Below are 13,375 nucleotides of genomic sequence, written 5' to 3'. Positions count from 1 at the left end.
AGCCTGAAAAAGCAGTTTGGCGAAGCGCAAGGTTTGGTTTTGCCAGCGCACGGCTTGCAAGCAAGCCAAAGGGCGTGTCGGCAATCAACATTTTGGCGGCTTTTGCGCCATAAGACGGCATCTGCCGCGTTAAAAACACTCGCCTATGAATGGCATAGGCTCGTATTTTTGCCTTGCATCTACCGCCTTCTGACGCAAAATCCGCAGCAAAAGTTGAATGCCAACACACCCGAGGCGCGGGGAACGTATCCCGTAGCCCAAGCTGCCGTGCCCGCGTTTCAAGCTGCCTTATCAACCAATCCCACAAGGAGACCTAACATGAAAAAATCCATCCTACTCACCGCGCTAGCCCTAGCCAGCACCGCCGCGCTCGCCTGCCATCAGCCACCCAAACGCTTCTATCCGCAGCCCGAGCAATCATCAACCGCCGCCCCCGCCGCGCAACAATGGACGCACCCCAGCAAAGCCACCCCCGCGCCAGAAGCCAGCGCACCCGCTAGCAAATAGCGCGTAATCGTGTGGCGCAGCAATCGCCTTGCGCCACACGCCCCATTCCGCCCATTTTCCGAGAACCCCCATGAAACCCCTAGCCCTAATCGCCACGCTTGCCCTCATCGCCAGCCCCGCGCTTGCCGAGCCGCGCCCCATATCCTGCGTGGACACCAGCATAGACAACCCACCCATAGACAAAGCCTCCTCCGCCCAATGCAGCCCCCGCCCCGACGGCGGGCAAACCTGCCGTCGCTATTGGCTCAATTCAGGCAATCTCGCCAGCGAAAGCCAACACGATGCCCAAGGGCGCGAACAAGGCATCAGCAAAACCTATTATTCCAACGGCAGCCTGAAAACCAGCACCGCCTACCAAAACGGTGAAAAACACGGCGCAGCCCAAAGCTACGCCGCAGACGGCACGCTGCAAACCACCACGCACTATTGCCACGATGCCGAATGCCCGAGTGCGCAGAAATAAACGTTTTCAGGCTGCCCTAAATCAATCAAAGGCAGCCTGAAATCTATAGTCGTTCCAATTAAGTCTTATACAAGGCGGCGAGTCGCAGATAGTACAAGTAGTACAGCAAGACGAGCCAACGCTGTATAAGGCTTAATTGGAGCGACTATAAAATGGAACGGCGGCGGATTACCGCCAAATGGCTGATTAAACAGAGTATGACTGCTTTGCCAAGATGTCGGCGAGCCGACAATGCTCCATCGGTTGTCGGTTTTGCAAAAGGTTTTCAGGCTGCCTTCAATCAACCCAAAGGCAGCCTGAAACCCACAAAATCCCCACCCCAAAGGCACAACAATGAAACCCACCGCACCCCTCGCCGCAATTCTACTCAGCATCACACTCGCCCCCGCGCACGCCCTCGTTATCCACCCCGACATCTGGTTCAGCAGCGACAACGGCAATATCCAATGCGGCGGCTATTCGCAATACGGTAGCGGCGTGGTCTGCGAAATCTACCAACGCACCGACAACATTCAGCCGCGCATCGCCCGCCCCGAAGCCTGCCAAAAACGCGATTGGGGCTACCGCTTCGCATTAGACGACTATGGCGAAGCCCGCGCCTTTTGCGTGGACGACACGCTCCACTCCCTCGGCACAACCCCGCTGGCAAACGGCGCAACCCAGCGTAGAAAAAACTGGCAATGCACCAGCCAGCCGCACGGCATCACCTGCCAAAACGCCGACAAACACGGCTTCACGCTCACTCGTCATCAAATATCTGCTCTGCGGTGGCGCAGTCGGTGGCTTGATTATGGGCGCGTTTGCGTTGCCAAGGCAGCCTGAAAAGGGTGAGTTGAAGTAGGGGAGTGGCTTCGCCGAATGAGGTTTCAGGCTGCCTTTGGGGTTGAGCAACGCCGTAGTCTGAAATCTTTGTCAAATGCCCAACCCCAAAGCAACGTCATTCCCGCGCAGGCGGGAATCTTGGCTAAATTTTCATAATAAATTGTTTTTAAAATTTTTTCTAAACGTAAAACAAGATTCCCGCCTACGCGGGAATGACGGCAGTTGTTGTGTTTCAGGCTGCCTTGGGGCTTGTGCAAAGGTTTTCAGGCTGCCTTTGCTGTTCGCAAAAACCGTCTCAACTCAACAATCCAATCAGCAACAATAAGGAATAATACAAAATGAACATTCTTATCCTCGGCGGCAGCGGCTTTATCGGCAGCCGCGTAGCCAAAATCCTGCGTGAACGGCAGCACAACGTAACCACGCCATCGCACGCCGAGCTGGACTTGATGCGGCTGGATTTGGACGCGGCGCAACGCTTGTTGCACGGGCAAGATTGCGTGGTGAACTGCGTTGGCGTGATGAGCCGCCATGCCGATGTGTTGGAGCAGGTGCATCATCACGCGCCGCAACAGTTGGCGCATTTGGCGCGGGCGGCGGGCGTGCAAACGTGGGTGCAGTTGTCGGCATTGGGCGCGGACGCGGCGCATGAGGTGGCGTTTGTGGGCAGCAAGGGGCGTGGCGATGCGGCGGTGTGTGCCAGTGGTTTGCGGGTGAACATTGCCCGCCCGAGTGTGGTGTTTGGGCGCGGCGGGGCGAGCTGCGAGCTGTTTATTAAGCTGGCGCGATTGCCGGTGCTAGTGTTGCCTGCGGGCGGGCGGTTTGATTTGCAGCCTGTGCACGCGGATGATGTGGCGGAGGCGTTGGCGAATATGGTGGAGCAGCCGTTGCCGCATGGCGCGGTGGTGAACATGGCAGGCAGCCTGAAAACCACGTTGGCGGGTTATTTGGCGATTTTGCGGCAAACGCTGCATCATCGTGCTGCGCCTGCGGTGTGGGCGTTGCCGATGGGGTTGCTGCGCCCTGTGTTGCCGTTGACGAATGTGTTGAGCAATGGCTTTTTGTCGTCAGGCAGCCTGAAATTGCTGGCGCAAGGCTCGGTGGCGGATACGGGGGATTTTGCGCGAGTGTTGGGGCGCGAGCCGTTGGGGGCGGAGGGGTTTTATCGGTATCCGTAAAAGGCAGCCTGAAACGGGCTACGGCATATATCGCGCGGCAAACAACGCCACCACATCGCCCACATAAACGCTGTTTTGCTGCAAGCCTAAGGCGTTGAGTTGGAAATAGATAGCGCGAATTTCGTCCGCTGTGAGCGGGGCCGCGTGGGCGTGTTTTTGGGTGAGGGCGGCGAGATAGGGTTCGCCATTAGCTTGTCGCATGGTGGGGCTTTCTGCATCGCAAAGGCAGCCTGAAAACAGAATTTCCCCGTTTTAGGCTGCCTCTTGTAACCCCGTTATCAAACAAACGCCTAACCCGTTCGCCCAAGCATTTTCAGGCTGCCTCATCATCCCCGATAAGGCAGCCTGAAAACCATTAACGCATTGATAAACAACAAAAATCGTTAATCAATCCTCACAACCGAAACCCCGCGTCAAACCCCAGCTCGCGTTTCGCCTTCTCGCTGGACAGCCGTGCATCATCGTCTGCCGCGTTGTAAATGCCCGATTGCTCGCATTGCAACGCCAACACCGCCGCGTGCGCCGCCGCTTCCGCGTGCACGGGCGGGGCAAAATCCACAGGCGTATCAAAGCCCGTGCCCGCGCCATACAGCCAGCCATAGCACAGCACAATGCCGATAAACGCAGGGTCGGCGGTGATTTGCTGCTCCAAGCTGTGCACCGCGCGGGCGGTTTCGCCGTAAGCAGGCTCGGCAAAATCCAGCAGCGGCGCATCGGGCGCATACACAAACGCAATGCTTTGCGCGATGATTTTTTTCACGCCCGCCGCTTTTGCCGCGCGCACCAAATTGCGCGTGCCCTCGTCGCGGATGCGCGCATTGCGCACCAGCGCCGCTTCCATTTAGTCGGCAGCCAAGCCGTCGGGCGGGGCGGTCAGCTCGTGGAAAACCACATCGGGGCGGATTTCGCCCACAGTTTTCAGCAAGCCCTCCGCATCAAACGCATCCGCCACCACGGGCTTGATGCCTTGCGCCGCCAGCATTTCGGCTTTGGCTGCACTGCGCGTGGTGCCATACACTTCATACCCCGCCACCAGCAGCATTTTGCACAACGGCAAGCCAATCACGCCGCTTGCGCCCGCTACGAACATTTTTGTTTCTGCGCCATTTTCGTTTCCTCGGATAAGGGTTAAAAGAGCGCGGATTATATGCGATGTGCCGCGCCAAGCGGTTAAACCATCAAAGGCAGCCTGAAAAACCTAGCCACGGCTTTTCAGGCTGCCTTACAATCCCGCCGTTCCCATTATTCTTGTTCACCAAAAACCATGTCCCACTACGCCATTGGCGACCTACAAGGCTGCTACGCCGAGTTCACCGCCCTGCTCAACCAAATCCAGTTCAACCCCAGCCGCGACACCTTATGGCTGGTGGGTGACATCGTCAATCGCGGGCCGCAATCGCTTGAATGCCTGCAATACTGCATGCGGCACGAAAGCAGCGTGCAAATCGTGCTCGGCAACCACGACCTACACCTGCTCGCCCTGATGCACGGCTACGGCAAGCTCAAACACCGCGACACCCTCGCCCCCATCCTTAACCACCCGCAAATGCCGCAAATGCGCGACTGGCTGCGCCAACAGCCGCTGATGCACCACACCGCCAGCCACGCCCTTGTGCACGCAGGCATCCATCCCGAGTGGACAATTTCCCAAGCGCAAGCGCTTGCCAACGAAGTTGCCGCGCAGATTGCAGGCAGCCAAGCCCGCGCCTTTTTCGCGCAAATGTATGGCAACCACCCCAGCCAATGGCAGCCTGAAAGCCAAGGCATAGACCGTCTGCGCTTCATCACCAACGTGTTCACCCGAATGCGCGTGCTCAACCCCGACAACAGCCTAGACTACGACTACAAAGAAACCTACGACCACATCCCCGCGCCCAAACGCGCATGGTTTGACGCGCCCCACCGCCAGCACACCAGCCACGAAATCATCTTCGGGCATTGGTCGGCGCTAGGTTACCGCCGCGAAAAACACATCTGGGCGCTGGACACAGGCGCGCTGTGGGGCGAAGAACTTACCGCCGTTAATATCCACACAGGCGAACGCTTTACCCAGCCCAGCTTTCAGCGTAAACAATTTTGACTAACCCATTTTCAGGCTGCCTCAAATGAACGCCATCGAGGCAGCCTGAAATGTTTGTACGACCCACAACCAGATGGAGTGTCGGCAGCTCGCCGACATCACGCCAACCCGTAAAGCTCCGCTTGAACACAGGTTCTTATTGAGCGATGCGCCGTTGCCATTCCATTTTGGCTTTCAGGCTGCCTTAATCCCGCATCCCAACAATAGGCAGCCTGAAAACCCATTCACACGCCATTCCCCCGCCCAACCCCCATTTCAGGCTACCTCACCCCCGCCCAACATGTAAAGCAAACGCAAACCCATTTGACAACCCCACCCAAAAGCAGTCTAATCGCGCCCAGTCGTGGCAACCGCCACCCCAACGAAACGGAGACAACATGAAACTCATCCCCATGCTAACCACTGCCATCCTCGCAACCACCATCCTCACCGCCCAAGCCGCCCCCAAAGGCGAGCAAGAGTTCACCCCCACCACCAACAGCCAAACCTCAACCCAAAGCGAAATTGACAGCAAAAAAGAAGTCGCCTACACCTGCCAAATCCTGCAAGACAACAAACTGCAAAACATCAAACTCACCGCCATGTATGGCATCAAAAACAACCAACCCATCGTCGCCCAAGTGCGCATCAACGGCGTAATCACCCCCGGCATGTGGCGCGACACCAGCTTCAATCTACTCAACCGCTTTATCAGCAACGACCCCGCCGAGCGCACCACCGTGTGGACCACCATGCCCGCCGATGCCAGCAAACTCACCCAAGTGGATGGCGGCAAACTCTCCGTAGCCGAAAAAGCAGGCGCACAACAAAGCGTCATTGCCGACAACTGCCGCTTAGACAAAGCCGCCACCGCCAAACTCAACAAATAATCCCAAGGCAGCCTGAAAACTTTCAGATGCGCGTTTTAGCTTCGCTGAAACCCGCTTCGCCCGTTTTCAGGCTGCCCCGTTTCCCCGCATCCCAAGGCAGCCTGAAAACCCGTTCCCTTTCAGGCTGCCTCAATCACACCCGCCATGCTCACCCGCTATCTCACCCTTGTCAGCGTATTCGTCCTCATCGTCGTCATCATCCGCAACCTGCTCACCCGACGGCAACAACGCGCCATCGATGCCACCGCCAAACAAATCGCCGCCATCCTCCTGATGGGCAGCCTGATTGCCGCCGCCTACACCCTGCTCAAAGACTGAACGCCATGAACACCCCCATCACCGTAACCATGCTCGTCAAAAACGCCGAACGCTGCCTAGCCGAAGCCCTCAACGCCCTCGCCAGCTTCAACGAAGTGCTCTTGCTAGACAACGACTCCACCGACAACACCCTCACCATCGCCGCCCAATACCCCAACGTAACCCTCCACCACCACCCATTCGACGGCTTTGGCAACATGAAAAACCGCGCCGCCGCCCTCGCCAAAAACGACTGGATACTCAACATAGACAGCGACGAAATCATCACCCCCGAGCTGCTTGCCAGCATCCAACAAGCCGACCTAACGCAGCCTGAAAACATCTACGCCCTTAACCGCATCAACCACTACCAACGCCGCCCCATCACAGGCTGCGGCTGGTCGCCCGACATCATCCCCCGCCTCTACAACCGCACCCACACTCAATACAACCAACGCGCCGTCCACGAAGCCCTTATCATCCCCCAAGGCATCCGCCCCCAACTGCTGCAAGGTAATCTCAACCACTACACCTACGACAGCATCGAAGCCCTGATTAGCAAAATGCAACAATACAGCAGCCTATATGCCGAGCAAAACGCAGGGCAAAAAACCAGCAGCCCCCTTGCTGCCTTAATGCACGGCGCGTGGAGTTTCATCCGCAGCTACCTTCTCAAAAGCGGCTGGAAACACGGCGCAGACGGGCTCACCATCTGCCTCACCCAAGCCGCAGGCTCATACTACAAATACGCCAAACTCAACGAACGAAACCGCGCAATAAAAAGCCAACAACACATTGACACCCCCCCCGAAACCCACTAAAATCCGCCGTTTCTTTTATCTAATATTTATTGGAAACCATTTTATGAAAACCTTTTCAGCGAAACCGCATGAAGTGCAACGCGAATGGTTTGTGATTGATGCCACAGACAAAGTGCTTGGGCGCGTAGCAGCCGAAGTCGCCAGCCGTTTGCGTGGCAAACACAAACCAGAATACACCCCGCACGTTGATACAGGCGACTACATCATCGTCATCAACGCCGACAAACTGCGCGTAACAGGCAACAAATTTGAAGGCAAAAAATACTACCGCCACTCAGGCTTCCCCGGCGGCTTGTATGAGCGCACCTTCCGCCAAATGCAAGAAAAACAACCCGGTCGCGCATTAGAAGTAGCCGTAAAAGGCATGTTGCCCAAAGGGCCTTTGGGTTACGCCATGATTCGCAAACTCAAAGTTTATGCAGGCGCAGAACACCAACATGCCGCGCAACAACCCAAAGTACTTGAAATCAAATAAGGACACGACAAATGAACGGTAAATATTACTACGGCACAGGTCGCCGCAAAAGCTCAGTAGCCCGCGTGTTCTTGCAAAAAGGCAAAGGTGAAATCATCGTAAACGGTCGTCCCATTGATGAATTCTTTTCACGCGAAACCAGCCGCATGGTGGTGCGCCAACCTTTGGTTTTGACTGAAAACGTTGAAGCATTTGACATCAAAGTAAACGTAGTGGGCGGCGGCGAAACAGGACAGTCAGGCGCGATTCGCCACGGCATTACCCGTGCTTTGATTGACTATGACGCAGCATTGAAACCCGCCCTTTCGCAAGCAGGCTTCGTTACCCGCGATGCCCGCGAAGTGGAACGTAAAAAAGCAGGTTTGCGCAAAGCACGTCGCGCAAAACAATTCTCAAAACGTTAATCTGCGTTTATCCAAAAAACACTCTTCGGGGTGTTTTTTGTTTTTCGGATTATCTCGCGTGGAAATGCCGAATAAAAAAGCAGCCTGAAAACCATTTTGCGTTTTCAGGCTGCTTTATTGTTTACGCCTTAATTCTCAGGGCGGCATTCTTTATACAAAATTCTGTTGTTCGGCGCGGTTACCGTGCCGATGGTTACTTGGTTGTATGTGGTTGTGTCTACATACGCCGTGTCAATCATGTAGCCGCCCACTTTGCCGAATTTGGTGCCGGCAATGTCGGAATGGGCTAGATTGATGGGCAGGGTGCGGCGTTTGCCGTTGATTTTGGCAACGACTTTGGTAGGCAGATTTTGTTTGTTGAATGAATAGGTTACATCCAATGTTTTGTCGCCTTGGCAGTTGTAGTGCACGGTTTTGGGGGTCATGGCAAATGCCGTGCCGGAAGCGATTAAGGTTGCAGCAGCGATAAGCGTTGCAGCGAGTTTGTTCATGGTAAATCTCCTGTGTTTGTTTGCATCCCGACTGGGAAGGCGTGCATCTTACGCGGGGGGGTGTTAGTTTGGGTTTTGGGGGTGTAATCCTGTGTAATAAACAAATTTGAACCGTTCTGGTCATAATTCGCGCAAGAACGCTTGAATAAACGCAATCTTTTCGTGCTCGCTCATGGCGTTAAACGTGGCTTGGTGTTCGCGGATGTGGTCGATTAGGGGGTAGTATTCTTCGTCCACGTGGCGTTTGTCCAGTTTGCGCCCGAGGTTGCCCTCGTTGCTGCGCCCGAGAAATTTGGAAATCAGGTAATACGGCGATTTGAGCTTGAACAGCATTTCGCCCGTGTCGGCGTCAAACACCATAAAGCCTTCGTGTTCCACGGTTTTGAGCAAGGCTTTGAGTTCGCCAAAGGTGATGTTGCTGAGGGTTTGCGGGCGGGCGATGCCATGCTGTTGGGCGATTTGGTCTAGTTCATCTTCGGTAAACTGCTCGCCTGTGGCAACGTTGCGGATGCCGATTAGGGTTTTGCCAAAGGTTTCTCGGATGATGTGCACATCGCTGGGGTCAGTGATTTCAAACATAAAGGTGTGGTTGGGGTAGGCTTGGAACAGGGCTTGATATTGGGCGCAATGGCGTTGCACGAGTTTGGCGAAGTCGCTATCCAGCGAGCCTGTGGTGGAATAGAGGATTTGGTTATCAAAATCTGCGCCGTGGCTGGGGTGGTTTTCAGGCAGCCTCACATAGGTGCAGCAGCCGAGAAAGCCGTTTACTTTGACTACGGCGGTTAAGCGGTGGTCGTCGGCGATGTGGATGGGGTAGCGGCTGTTGGCGGCGATGCGTTCGGAGTAGTTAAACACTTTGTTAAAGGGGCGGATGATGATTTGATTGTGCGGGTCTAGCACGATACCGCGCATTTCCAGCAGGGCGTTGTCAAAGCGGTTTTCGTAGAACACGCTGCGGGCGTATTTGAGCACGGAGAGCTGGGGATATTTTTTGCTGGGTTTGATGCTGAAATCGCGTTGCCCCAGGCGCAGGTAGTCTTCGGTGATGTGGGTATGGCGGGCGGGGTCGTATTGCGGGGCGCGGTTTTTGAATTGGGTCATTTCTTGGATTTGGGCGTGTTGTTCGGGCGACATGGCTTGCACGGCGGGGACGTGGATTTCATCACGCAGGGGGTTTTGGTTGAGCTTGATGTAGGCGGCTAATACACCGTCTTGGGCGACGTTGTGGTGGTTGGGATAGAAGTTGTGCAGGCGATAGACTTCCGTTTGGAAGCCGTGGTTGCGGGCGGATTGCAGCATTTGGATGCAGTTGGTGGCTTTTTGGTTGGTGTTGGAATTGATGATGAGCAGGGCTTGCTGCGGTGATTGTTGCCCGCGTTTGAGCGCGTTTCTCATCATGGCGCGTCCTTTTTCTTGCGCGGCGGCAAGGGCTTCGCTGCTCCATTGGTATTCGCCGTTGGCGTTGGTGAGCTCTTTGTCGTTTTCTATGTGTACGATTTGGGCGTTGGGGTGTTCGTTTTTGAATTGGACGATTAGTTCGGCGGCGTAGGTGGATTTGCCTGAGCCTTGGTGTCCGCGCAAGAGTATGAATTTTTGCATGATGGTGTTCCCTTTGTGGTTTGGGTGTTGCGGCAGCCTGAAAACGGTTTTTCAGGCTGCTTGGGTTTATATAAATGGTGCATTTGTTGAATAGAACTGTTTAATAATGTCATCTATTTGCATAGGTAGACAGTCTAAATATTGGTGTTGTAAACGAACAATATAAAGAGTTAACCAACCTTCACTATCACAAAGCAAGCCTTGTAACATGGCGTTTAATGCTTCTAAACCATTTGAATTTTGAACAATCTGAATAAGCATGGGTTCTATATAGCCATCTCGCTGGCGATTGAATGCATGCATTCCGCTATGAATAAATGAGTTAGTTGGGCGAACATGAGTTTCTTTAAATTCTTGAAGTAGAATTGCTAATTTATCATCTATTATTCCTGCCTCAACAGATTTGCCTAAGTCGGTAATCATTTCACTAATATTGGGCATTCTATTTTCTATGGTACGAATATTTTTTTCATCAAGCGGTTGATGTAGGTCTTTAATCTGTTCATCTTTGGCACAGTAATACAGCCAGTGAGCGCGCAAAAGAGCTTCATATTGCAATCGCAGTAAGCTAACGGCAGAAATAAAATTTTCCGCATAAGCAAGTGTATGGATGGCTAACCAGTGCTCTGATGAGATATCTGCCATAGTTAAAGTAGCCAATACACGATATTCGGTTTCTTTCGTAAATGGAATTGTTTTGATTTCTCGATACATTGCACCGCGAAAATCAGCAGATTTGGCAAGAAATTGTTGCATTATGGGGGTCATAATGTTCCTTATGTGGATGGTGTTGGTTGTGCCGTTTCAGGCAGCCTGAAAAATGAATTTGCAATGAATTTGGTGGACGCGACGGGATTCGAACCCGCATCAATAGGGCAACTTAGGCATTACCCCAAGCCAAGCCTGCCGTTGGAAACGCGCGCCAGTTGCAACCCGTCATCGGAGCTGCGAACCTGCATCCTCAACCGTGCCGACAGACCTACTTCAAACCAAGCGGTTCTATCTGCCCTACCTGCTGTTACACAGACTGCCTAGCTGTACTTAAAACATTTTTGGCAGCGGCGCTCCCTTCGGTGCCAGCGCGCCCGTGTGTTGTTTATTGCAAGCGATGTGCCAAGCAGTTTGGATATGGACTAATGGATTGAAATAGCTTGGAAAATAGTTTTCAGACTGCCTTTGGGTGGTTTTTGCAATCGGATAAATCTAGCTTTATGGCTAGTCAAACTAGCATTTAGGCAGCCTGAAAACGGGCATGGAGCAGTATTTTGGTTTTCAGGCTGCCGCTGTTTCCAAAATATAGCGCACGCTGCTTTGCCGCACGAATGCGCGGCGGTTGTCGGGCAGGCGCAGCACGAACAAGCCGTCCCAGCCGCCGAACGGGTTATTCTCGCCGCGGATTTGTCCGATGATGGCGACGTTGTCAAACATTTGCCCGTCGGACATTTTGATTTGGTAGCGCATATCGGGGCGGATTTTAACGGCATCTTGCGCGGCGGGGAGCGATTGGGCGCGGAGCTGTTCCACGCGGCGGTTTTCGCGTCGGATGGCGATGATGATGTAAACGGCAAGCAGCAGAAACGCGCTTGCAATGGGTTGCCATAGGGTCATGGGGGATTTCCTTTGGATAGGCAGCCTGAAAACGGGTGGTGCGTGCCATTTGGTTTTCAGGCTGCCTTTGTTGCGCTTAAGCTGCCCAGCGCGGCGGGTTGAAGAAAAAACGTTCTGCCAAAATGGCTTTTCAGGCTGCCTGAAACCATCGGGCAAGCCGTTTTGCGACGATTGCGCGTGTTTACATGGCTTCGGGCAGCGCGATGCGTTCAATCTCGTCCACCCAAAAATCCGCGCTCATGCCGTGTTCGGCAAACGTGCCGATGAGGCTGAACACGCTGTCGCTGAAACCGCCGATATTCAAAATATCGCTGCGGTTTTGCGCCTGCGCGGTGGTGTAGGGCTGGATGTCGAGGCAGACCAGTTTGGCGCGCGGGCAGCGGCGTTTGAGCGCGTCCCATTCCTGCATCAGGCTGGTTTTGCTGTTCCAATGCTGCTCGCGGTCGGCCCAGCTTTCGTTGTCCGACACCATAATCAGCAAGTCCACCTCTGCTTTTTTGCGGTTCAGCTCCGCCAAGGGCGCGCTGCACATTGTGCCGCCACCGCAAATGCGGGCGAGTTTTTCCGCATTGGTCATGATGCTGTCGCGCGGATTGAGGCGCACATCCACCACGCGGGTTTCAAACGGCAGCACCTGCGCGTGTGGATTGGTGCGCAACATGGCGGCGGACAGCAACGCCGCCACGTCCACGCACGTTGTCGCGCTGGTCGCCGAGCCGCGATAGCCGGTAACGGGGCTGCTCATCGAGCCTGAAACATCGGGGCACACCACCACATTGCCTTGAATTCTCGGCACGTTTTTCACCGCCAACTCCATCGCGTCTTGCAGCGCGTCGCGGATGGCGTGCGGCATATCGTATGATGCAGCCTGAAACGCGGTCAGCAGCTGATAGGGCAACACCCGCGCCCGCGCAATCGCCTCGGCATCGCGCAGTTTGTCGGCAACAAGGCGCACGTTGGCTTGGTCGGCAAACACGCCGTGTCGTTGAAACGTATTCAGATTTTGGCGCACCTGCTGCCAAGAGCCGTTTGCCGCAATCTGCGCCCAAGCAGCCGCGTCCAAATCCAGCGCGGTCAGCATTTGAAACGGCACATCGGGCAGGCAGCCTGAACGGGTTTTTTTATACTGTTCAAACGCCTGCGTAAGCGTCGGCAGCGCGTCGGCATCGTAAGGCTTGCCGATGAGCCATGCGAACCACGCGGCACGCCACGCTTCGCGCGGTTTCGGATGCACCATTTTCACGATGTCGGCAAGCGAAGGATTGTTGCCCACCGCCGCGTTCAAAAGCTGGCGTTCGCTTGCCGACAACAGCCATTGCTGCACCAGTTTTTTCGGACGCGAGCCAAACGATTTGCGACCCGCCGCGCCGCTGCGCACAATCTGTGCGAAGTTGCGCAGCATTTTGCCGTTGTCCGCCACGCGGTCAAACACCCGCGCCAGCATGGCAATGTCTTTCTGCGCCAGCACCGCCAACAGTAGCGCGGGCATATCTTTCATGTGTCCGTGTTCACGCGCGTATATCGCGGTTTTGGCGATAAATTCCGCATCCAAACCGTTTGCCAGCGCAAGCACTTGTTCAAGCTGGTTTTCCGCGCTCGCATAAAAGGTGCTGTTCAGGCAGCCTGTTGCCGCCAGCTGTGCGAGCTGCTGTTTGGGGGAAAGGGTGTACGCCAAGCCGCCCGCTTCGTTGCGCGTGTCGGCGTGGAAGAGTTTTTGTTTGAATGATTGGAACAAGTTGGTATTTGCCATTTTCATTTCCT

Annotated in this window: 19 protein-coding genes; 11 read left to right on the top strand and 8 right to left on the bottom strand. The window is 54.7% G+C overall.

Features of this window, described 5'->3' with window-relative positions:
• Positions 1 to 318 precede the first annotated feature (318 nt).
• The 4 genes from JDW22_RS06160 to JDW22_RS06145 all read left to right on the top strand — a co-directional run bounded on the left by JDW22_RS06160 (position 319) and on the right by JDW22_RS06145 (position 2,970).
• The gene (locus tag JDW22_RS06160) at positions 319 to 507 is read left to right on the top strand and encodes a hypothetical protein (RefSeq protein ID WP_200522335.1); all 189 of its coding nucleotides are present in this window, start codon (positions 319 to 321) and stop codon (positions 505 to 507) included.
• 70 nt (positions 508 to 577) lie between these two features.
• Complete coding sequence (locus JDW22_RS06155; protein WP_040559172.1) at positions 578 to 970, top strand: toxin-antitoxin system YwqK family antitoxin; 393 nt, start codon at positions 578 to 580, stop codon at positions 968 to 970.
• 333 nt (positions 971 to 1,303) lie between these two features.
• Positions 1,304 to 1,792, top strand: coding sequence for a DUF6636 domain-containing protein (locus JDW22_RS06150; protein WP_200522334.1), 489 nt, complete (start codon positions 1,304 to 1,306; stop codon positions 1,790 to 1,792).
• A gap of 338 nt (positions 1,793 to 2,130) precedes the next feature.
• Positions 2,131 to 2,970, top strand: coding sequence for an NAD-dependent epimerase/dehydratase family protein (locus JDW22_RS06145; protein WP_200522333.1), 840 nt, complete (start codon positions 2,131 to 2,133; stop codon positions 2,968 to 2,970).
• A gap of 18 nt (positions 2,971 to 2,988) precedes the next feature.
• Here JDW22_RS06145 and JDW22_RS06140 read toward each other — a convergent pair whose 3' ends face one another.
• From JDW22_RS06140 to JDW22_RS06130, 3 genes are all read right to left on the bottom strand, one after another.
• Positions 2,989 to 3,171 carry a hypothetical protein gene (locus JDW22_RS06140; RefSeq protein WP_200522332.1) on the bottom strand — a complete coding sequence of 61 codons (183 nt, stop codon included), beginning with the start codon at positions 3,169 to 3,171 and terminating at the stop codon, positions 2,989 to 2,991.
• Positions 3,172 to 3,364: 193 nt separating this feature from the next.
• A complete protein-coding gene (locus JDW22_RS06135; protein WP_200522331.1) occupies positions 3,365 to 3,811 on the bottom strand; it encodes an NAD-dependent epimerase/dehydratase family protein in 447 nt (148 codons plus the stop codon).
• A complete protein-coding gene (locus JDW22_RS06130; protein ID WP_200522330.1) occupies positions 3,812 to 4,060 on the bottom strand; it encodes an NAD-dependent epimerase/dehydratase family protein in 249 nt (82 codons plus the stop codon). It lies immediately after the preceding gene.
• A 174-nt stretch (positions 4,061 to 4,234) separates the two neighbouring features.
• On the opposite strand from JDW22_RS06130, the gene JDW22_RS06125 reads away from it, so the two are divergent.
• The 7 genes from JDW22_RS06125 (at position 4,235) to rpsI (ending at position 7,916) form a co-directional block, all read left to right on the top strand.
• Entirely contained in the window at positions 4,235 to 5,050 is an 816-nt protein-coding gene (locus JDW22_RS06125; RefSeq protein WP_200522329.1) for a symmetrical bis(5'-nucleosyl)-tetraphosphatase, read from the top strand.
• Positions 5,051 to 5,123: 73 nt separating this feature from the next.
• On the top strand, positions 5,124 to 5,336 hold the full coding sequence (locus JDW22_RS06120) for a hypothetical protein (RefSeq protein ID WP_200522328.1): 213 nt from the start codon (positions 5,124 to 5,126) through the stop codon (positions 5,334 to 5,336).
• Positions 5,337 to 5,427: 91 nt separating this feature from the next.
• A complete protein-coding gene (locus tag JDW22_RS06115; RefSeq protein WP_200522327.1) occupies positions 5,428 to 5,919 on the top strand; it encodes a hypothetical protein in 492 nt (163 codons plus the stop codon).
• Positions 5,920 to 6,063: 144 nt separating this feature from the next.
• A complete protein-coding gene (locus JDW22_RS06110; protein WP_003798769.1) occupies positions 6,064 to 6,237 on the top strand; it encodes a protein MIGRI in 174 nt (57 codons plus the stop codon).
• A gap of 5 nt (positions 6,238 to 6,242) precedes the next feature.
• Positions 6,243 to 7,037, top strand: a complete 795-nt coding sequence (locus tag JDW22_RS06105) for a glycosyltransferase family 2 protein (protein WP_003798771.1) — start codon at positions 6,243 to 6,245, stop codon at positions 7,035 to 7,037.
• Positions 7,038 to 7,080: 43 nt separating this feature from the next.
• A complete protein-coding gene (rplM, locus tag JDW22_RS06100) occupies positions 7,081 to 7,512 on the top strand; it encodes a 50S ribosomal protein L13 (protein ID WP_003798772.1) in 432 nt (143 codons plus the stop codon).
• Between the two features lie 11 nt (positions 7,513 to 7,523).
• Entirely contained in the window at positions 7,524 to 7,916 is a 393-nt protein-coding gene (rpsI, locus tag JDW22_RS06095; protein WP_003798774.1) for a 30S ribosomal protein S9, read from the top strand.
• Positions 7,917 to 8,044: 128 nt separating this feature from the next.
• Here rpsI and JDW22_RS06090 read toward each other — a convergent pair whose 3' ends face one another.
• From JDW22_RS06090 to JDW22_RS06070, 5 genes are all read right to left on the bottom strand, one after another.
• A complete protein-coding gene (locus JDW22_RS06090) occupies positions 8,045 to 8,407 on the bottom strand; it encodes an ACP-like domain-containing protein (RefSeq protein ID WP_200522326.1) in 363 nt (120 codons plus the stop codon).
• 120 nt (positions 8,408 to 8,527) lie between these two features.
• Positions 8,528 to 10,006: an RNA ligase gene (locus tag JDW22_RS06085; protein ID WP_200522325.1), complete on the bottom strand. Its 1,479-nt coding sequence runs from the start codon at positions 10,004 to 10,006 to the stop codon at positions 8,528 to 8,530.
• A gap of 66 nt (positions 10,007 to 10,072) precedes the next feature.
• On the bottom strand, positions 10,073 to 10,774 hold the full coding sequence (locus tag JDW22_RS06080; RefSeq protein WP_200522324.1) for a DUF6988 family protein: 702 nt from the start codon (positions 10,772 to 10,774) through the stop codon (positions 10,073 to 10,075).
• Positions 10,775 to 11,278: 504 nt separating this feature from the next.
• Complete coding sequence (locus tag JDW22_RS06075; protein ID WP_200522323.1) at positions 11,279 to 11,827, bottom strand: hypothetical protein; 549 nt, start codon at positions 11,825 to 11,827, stop codon at positions 11,279 to 11,281.
• Positions 11,796 to 13,370, bottom strand: a complete 1,575-nt coding sequence (locus tag JDW22_RS06070; RefSeq protein WP_200522322.1) for a VWA domain-containing protein — start codon at positions 13,368 to 13,370, stop codon at positions 11,796 to 11,798. Before JDW22_RS06070 ends, JDW22_RS06075 begins: the two co-directional genes overlap by 32 nt.
• Positions 13,371 to 13,375: the final 5 nt, after the last annotated feature.

It is taken from the genome of Kingella bonacorsii (assembly GCF_016623605.1).
GTDB classification, from domain to species: domain Bacteria; phylum Pseudomonadota; class Gammaproteobacteria; order Burkholderiales; family Neisseriaceae; genus Kingella_B; species Kingella_B oralis.
Note: the sequence above shows the minus strand (reverse complement) of the source record. Positions and strands in the feature narration are given on the sequence as shown.

Coding starts and splice junctions, on each gene's coding strand:
- JDW22_RS06160 (WP_200522335.1), top strand. CDS start 319: ATGAAAAAATCCATCCTACTCACCGCGCTAGCCCTAGCCAGCACCGCC.
- JDW22_RS06155 (WP_040559172.1), top strand. CDS start 578: ATGAAACCCCTAGCCCTAATCGCCACGCTTGCCCTCATCGCCAGCCCC.
- JDW22_RS06150 (WP_200522334.1), top strand. CDS start 1,304: ATGAAACCCACCGCACCCCTCGCCGCAATTCTACTCAGCATCACACTC.
- JDW22_RS06145 (WP_200522333.1), top strand. CDS start 2,131: ATGAACATTCTTATCCTCGGCGGCAGCGGCTTTATCGGCAGCCGCGTA.
- JDW22_RS06140 (WP_200522332.1), bottom strand. CDS start 3,171: ATGCGACAAGCTAATGGCGAACCCTATCTCGCCGCCCTCACCCAAAAA.
- JDW22_RS06135 (WP_200522331.1), bottom strand. CDS start 3,811: ATGGAAGCGGCGCTGGTGCGCAATGCGCGCATCCGCGACGAGGGCACG.
- JDW22_RS06130 (WP_200522330.1), bottom strand. CDS start 4,060: ATGTTCGTAGCGGGCGCAAGCGGCGTGATTGGCTTGCCGTTGTGCAAA.
- JDW22_RS06125 (WP_200522329.1), top strand. CDS start 4,235: ATGTCCCACTACGCCATTGGCGACCTACAAGGCTGCTACGCCGAGTTC.
- JDW22_RS06120 (WP_200522328.1), top strand. CDS start 5,124: ATGGAGTGTCGGCAGCTCGCCGACATCACGCCAACCCGTAAAGCTCCG.
- JDW22_RS06115 (WP_200522327.1), top strand. CDS start 5,428: ATGAAACTCATCCCCATGCTAACCACTGCCATCCTCGCAACCACCATC.
- JDW22_RS06110 (WP_003798769.1), top strand. CDS start 6,064: ATGCTCACCCGCTATCTCACCCTTGTCAGCGTATTCGTCCTCATCGTC.
- JDW22_RS06105 (WP_003798771.1), top strand. CDS start 6,243: ATGAACACCCCCATCACCGTAACCATGCTCGTCAAAAACGCCGAACGC.
- rplM (WP_003798772.1), top strand. CDS start 7,081: ATGAAAACCTTTTCAGCGAAACCGCATGAAGTGCAACGCGAATGGTTT.
- rpsI (WP_003798774.1), top strand. CDS start 7,524: ATGAACGGTAAATATTACTACGGCACAGGTCGCCGCAAAAGCTCAGTA.
- JDW22_RS06090 (WP_200522326.1), bottom strand. CDS start 8,407: ATGAACAAACTCGCTGCAACGCTTATCGCTGCTGCAACCTTAATCGCT.
- JDW22_RS06085 (WP_200522325.1), bottom strand. CDS start 10,006: ATGCAAAAATTCATACTCTTGCGCGGACACCAAGGCTCAGGCAAATCC.
- JDW22_RS06080 (WP_200522324.1), bottom strand. CDS start 10,774: ATGACCCCCATAATGCAACAATTTCTTGCCAAATCTGCTGATTTTCGC.
- JDW22_RS06070 (WP_200522322.1), bottom strand. CDS start 13,370: ATGAAAATGGCAAATACCAACTTGTTCCAATCATTCAAACAAAAACTC.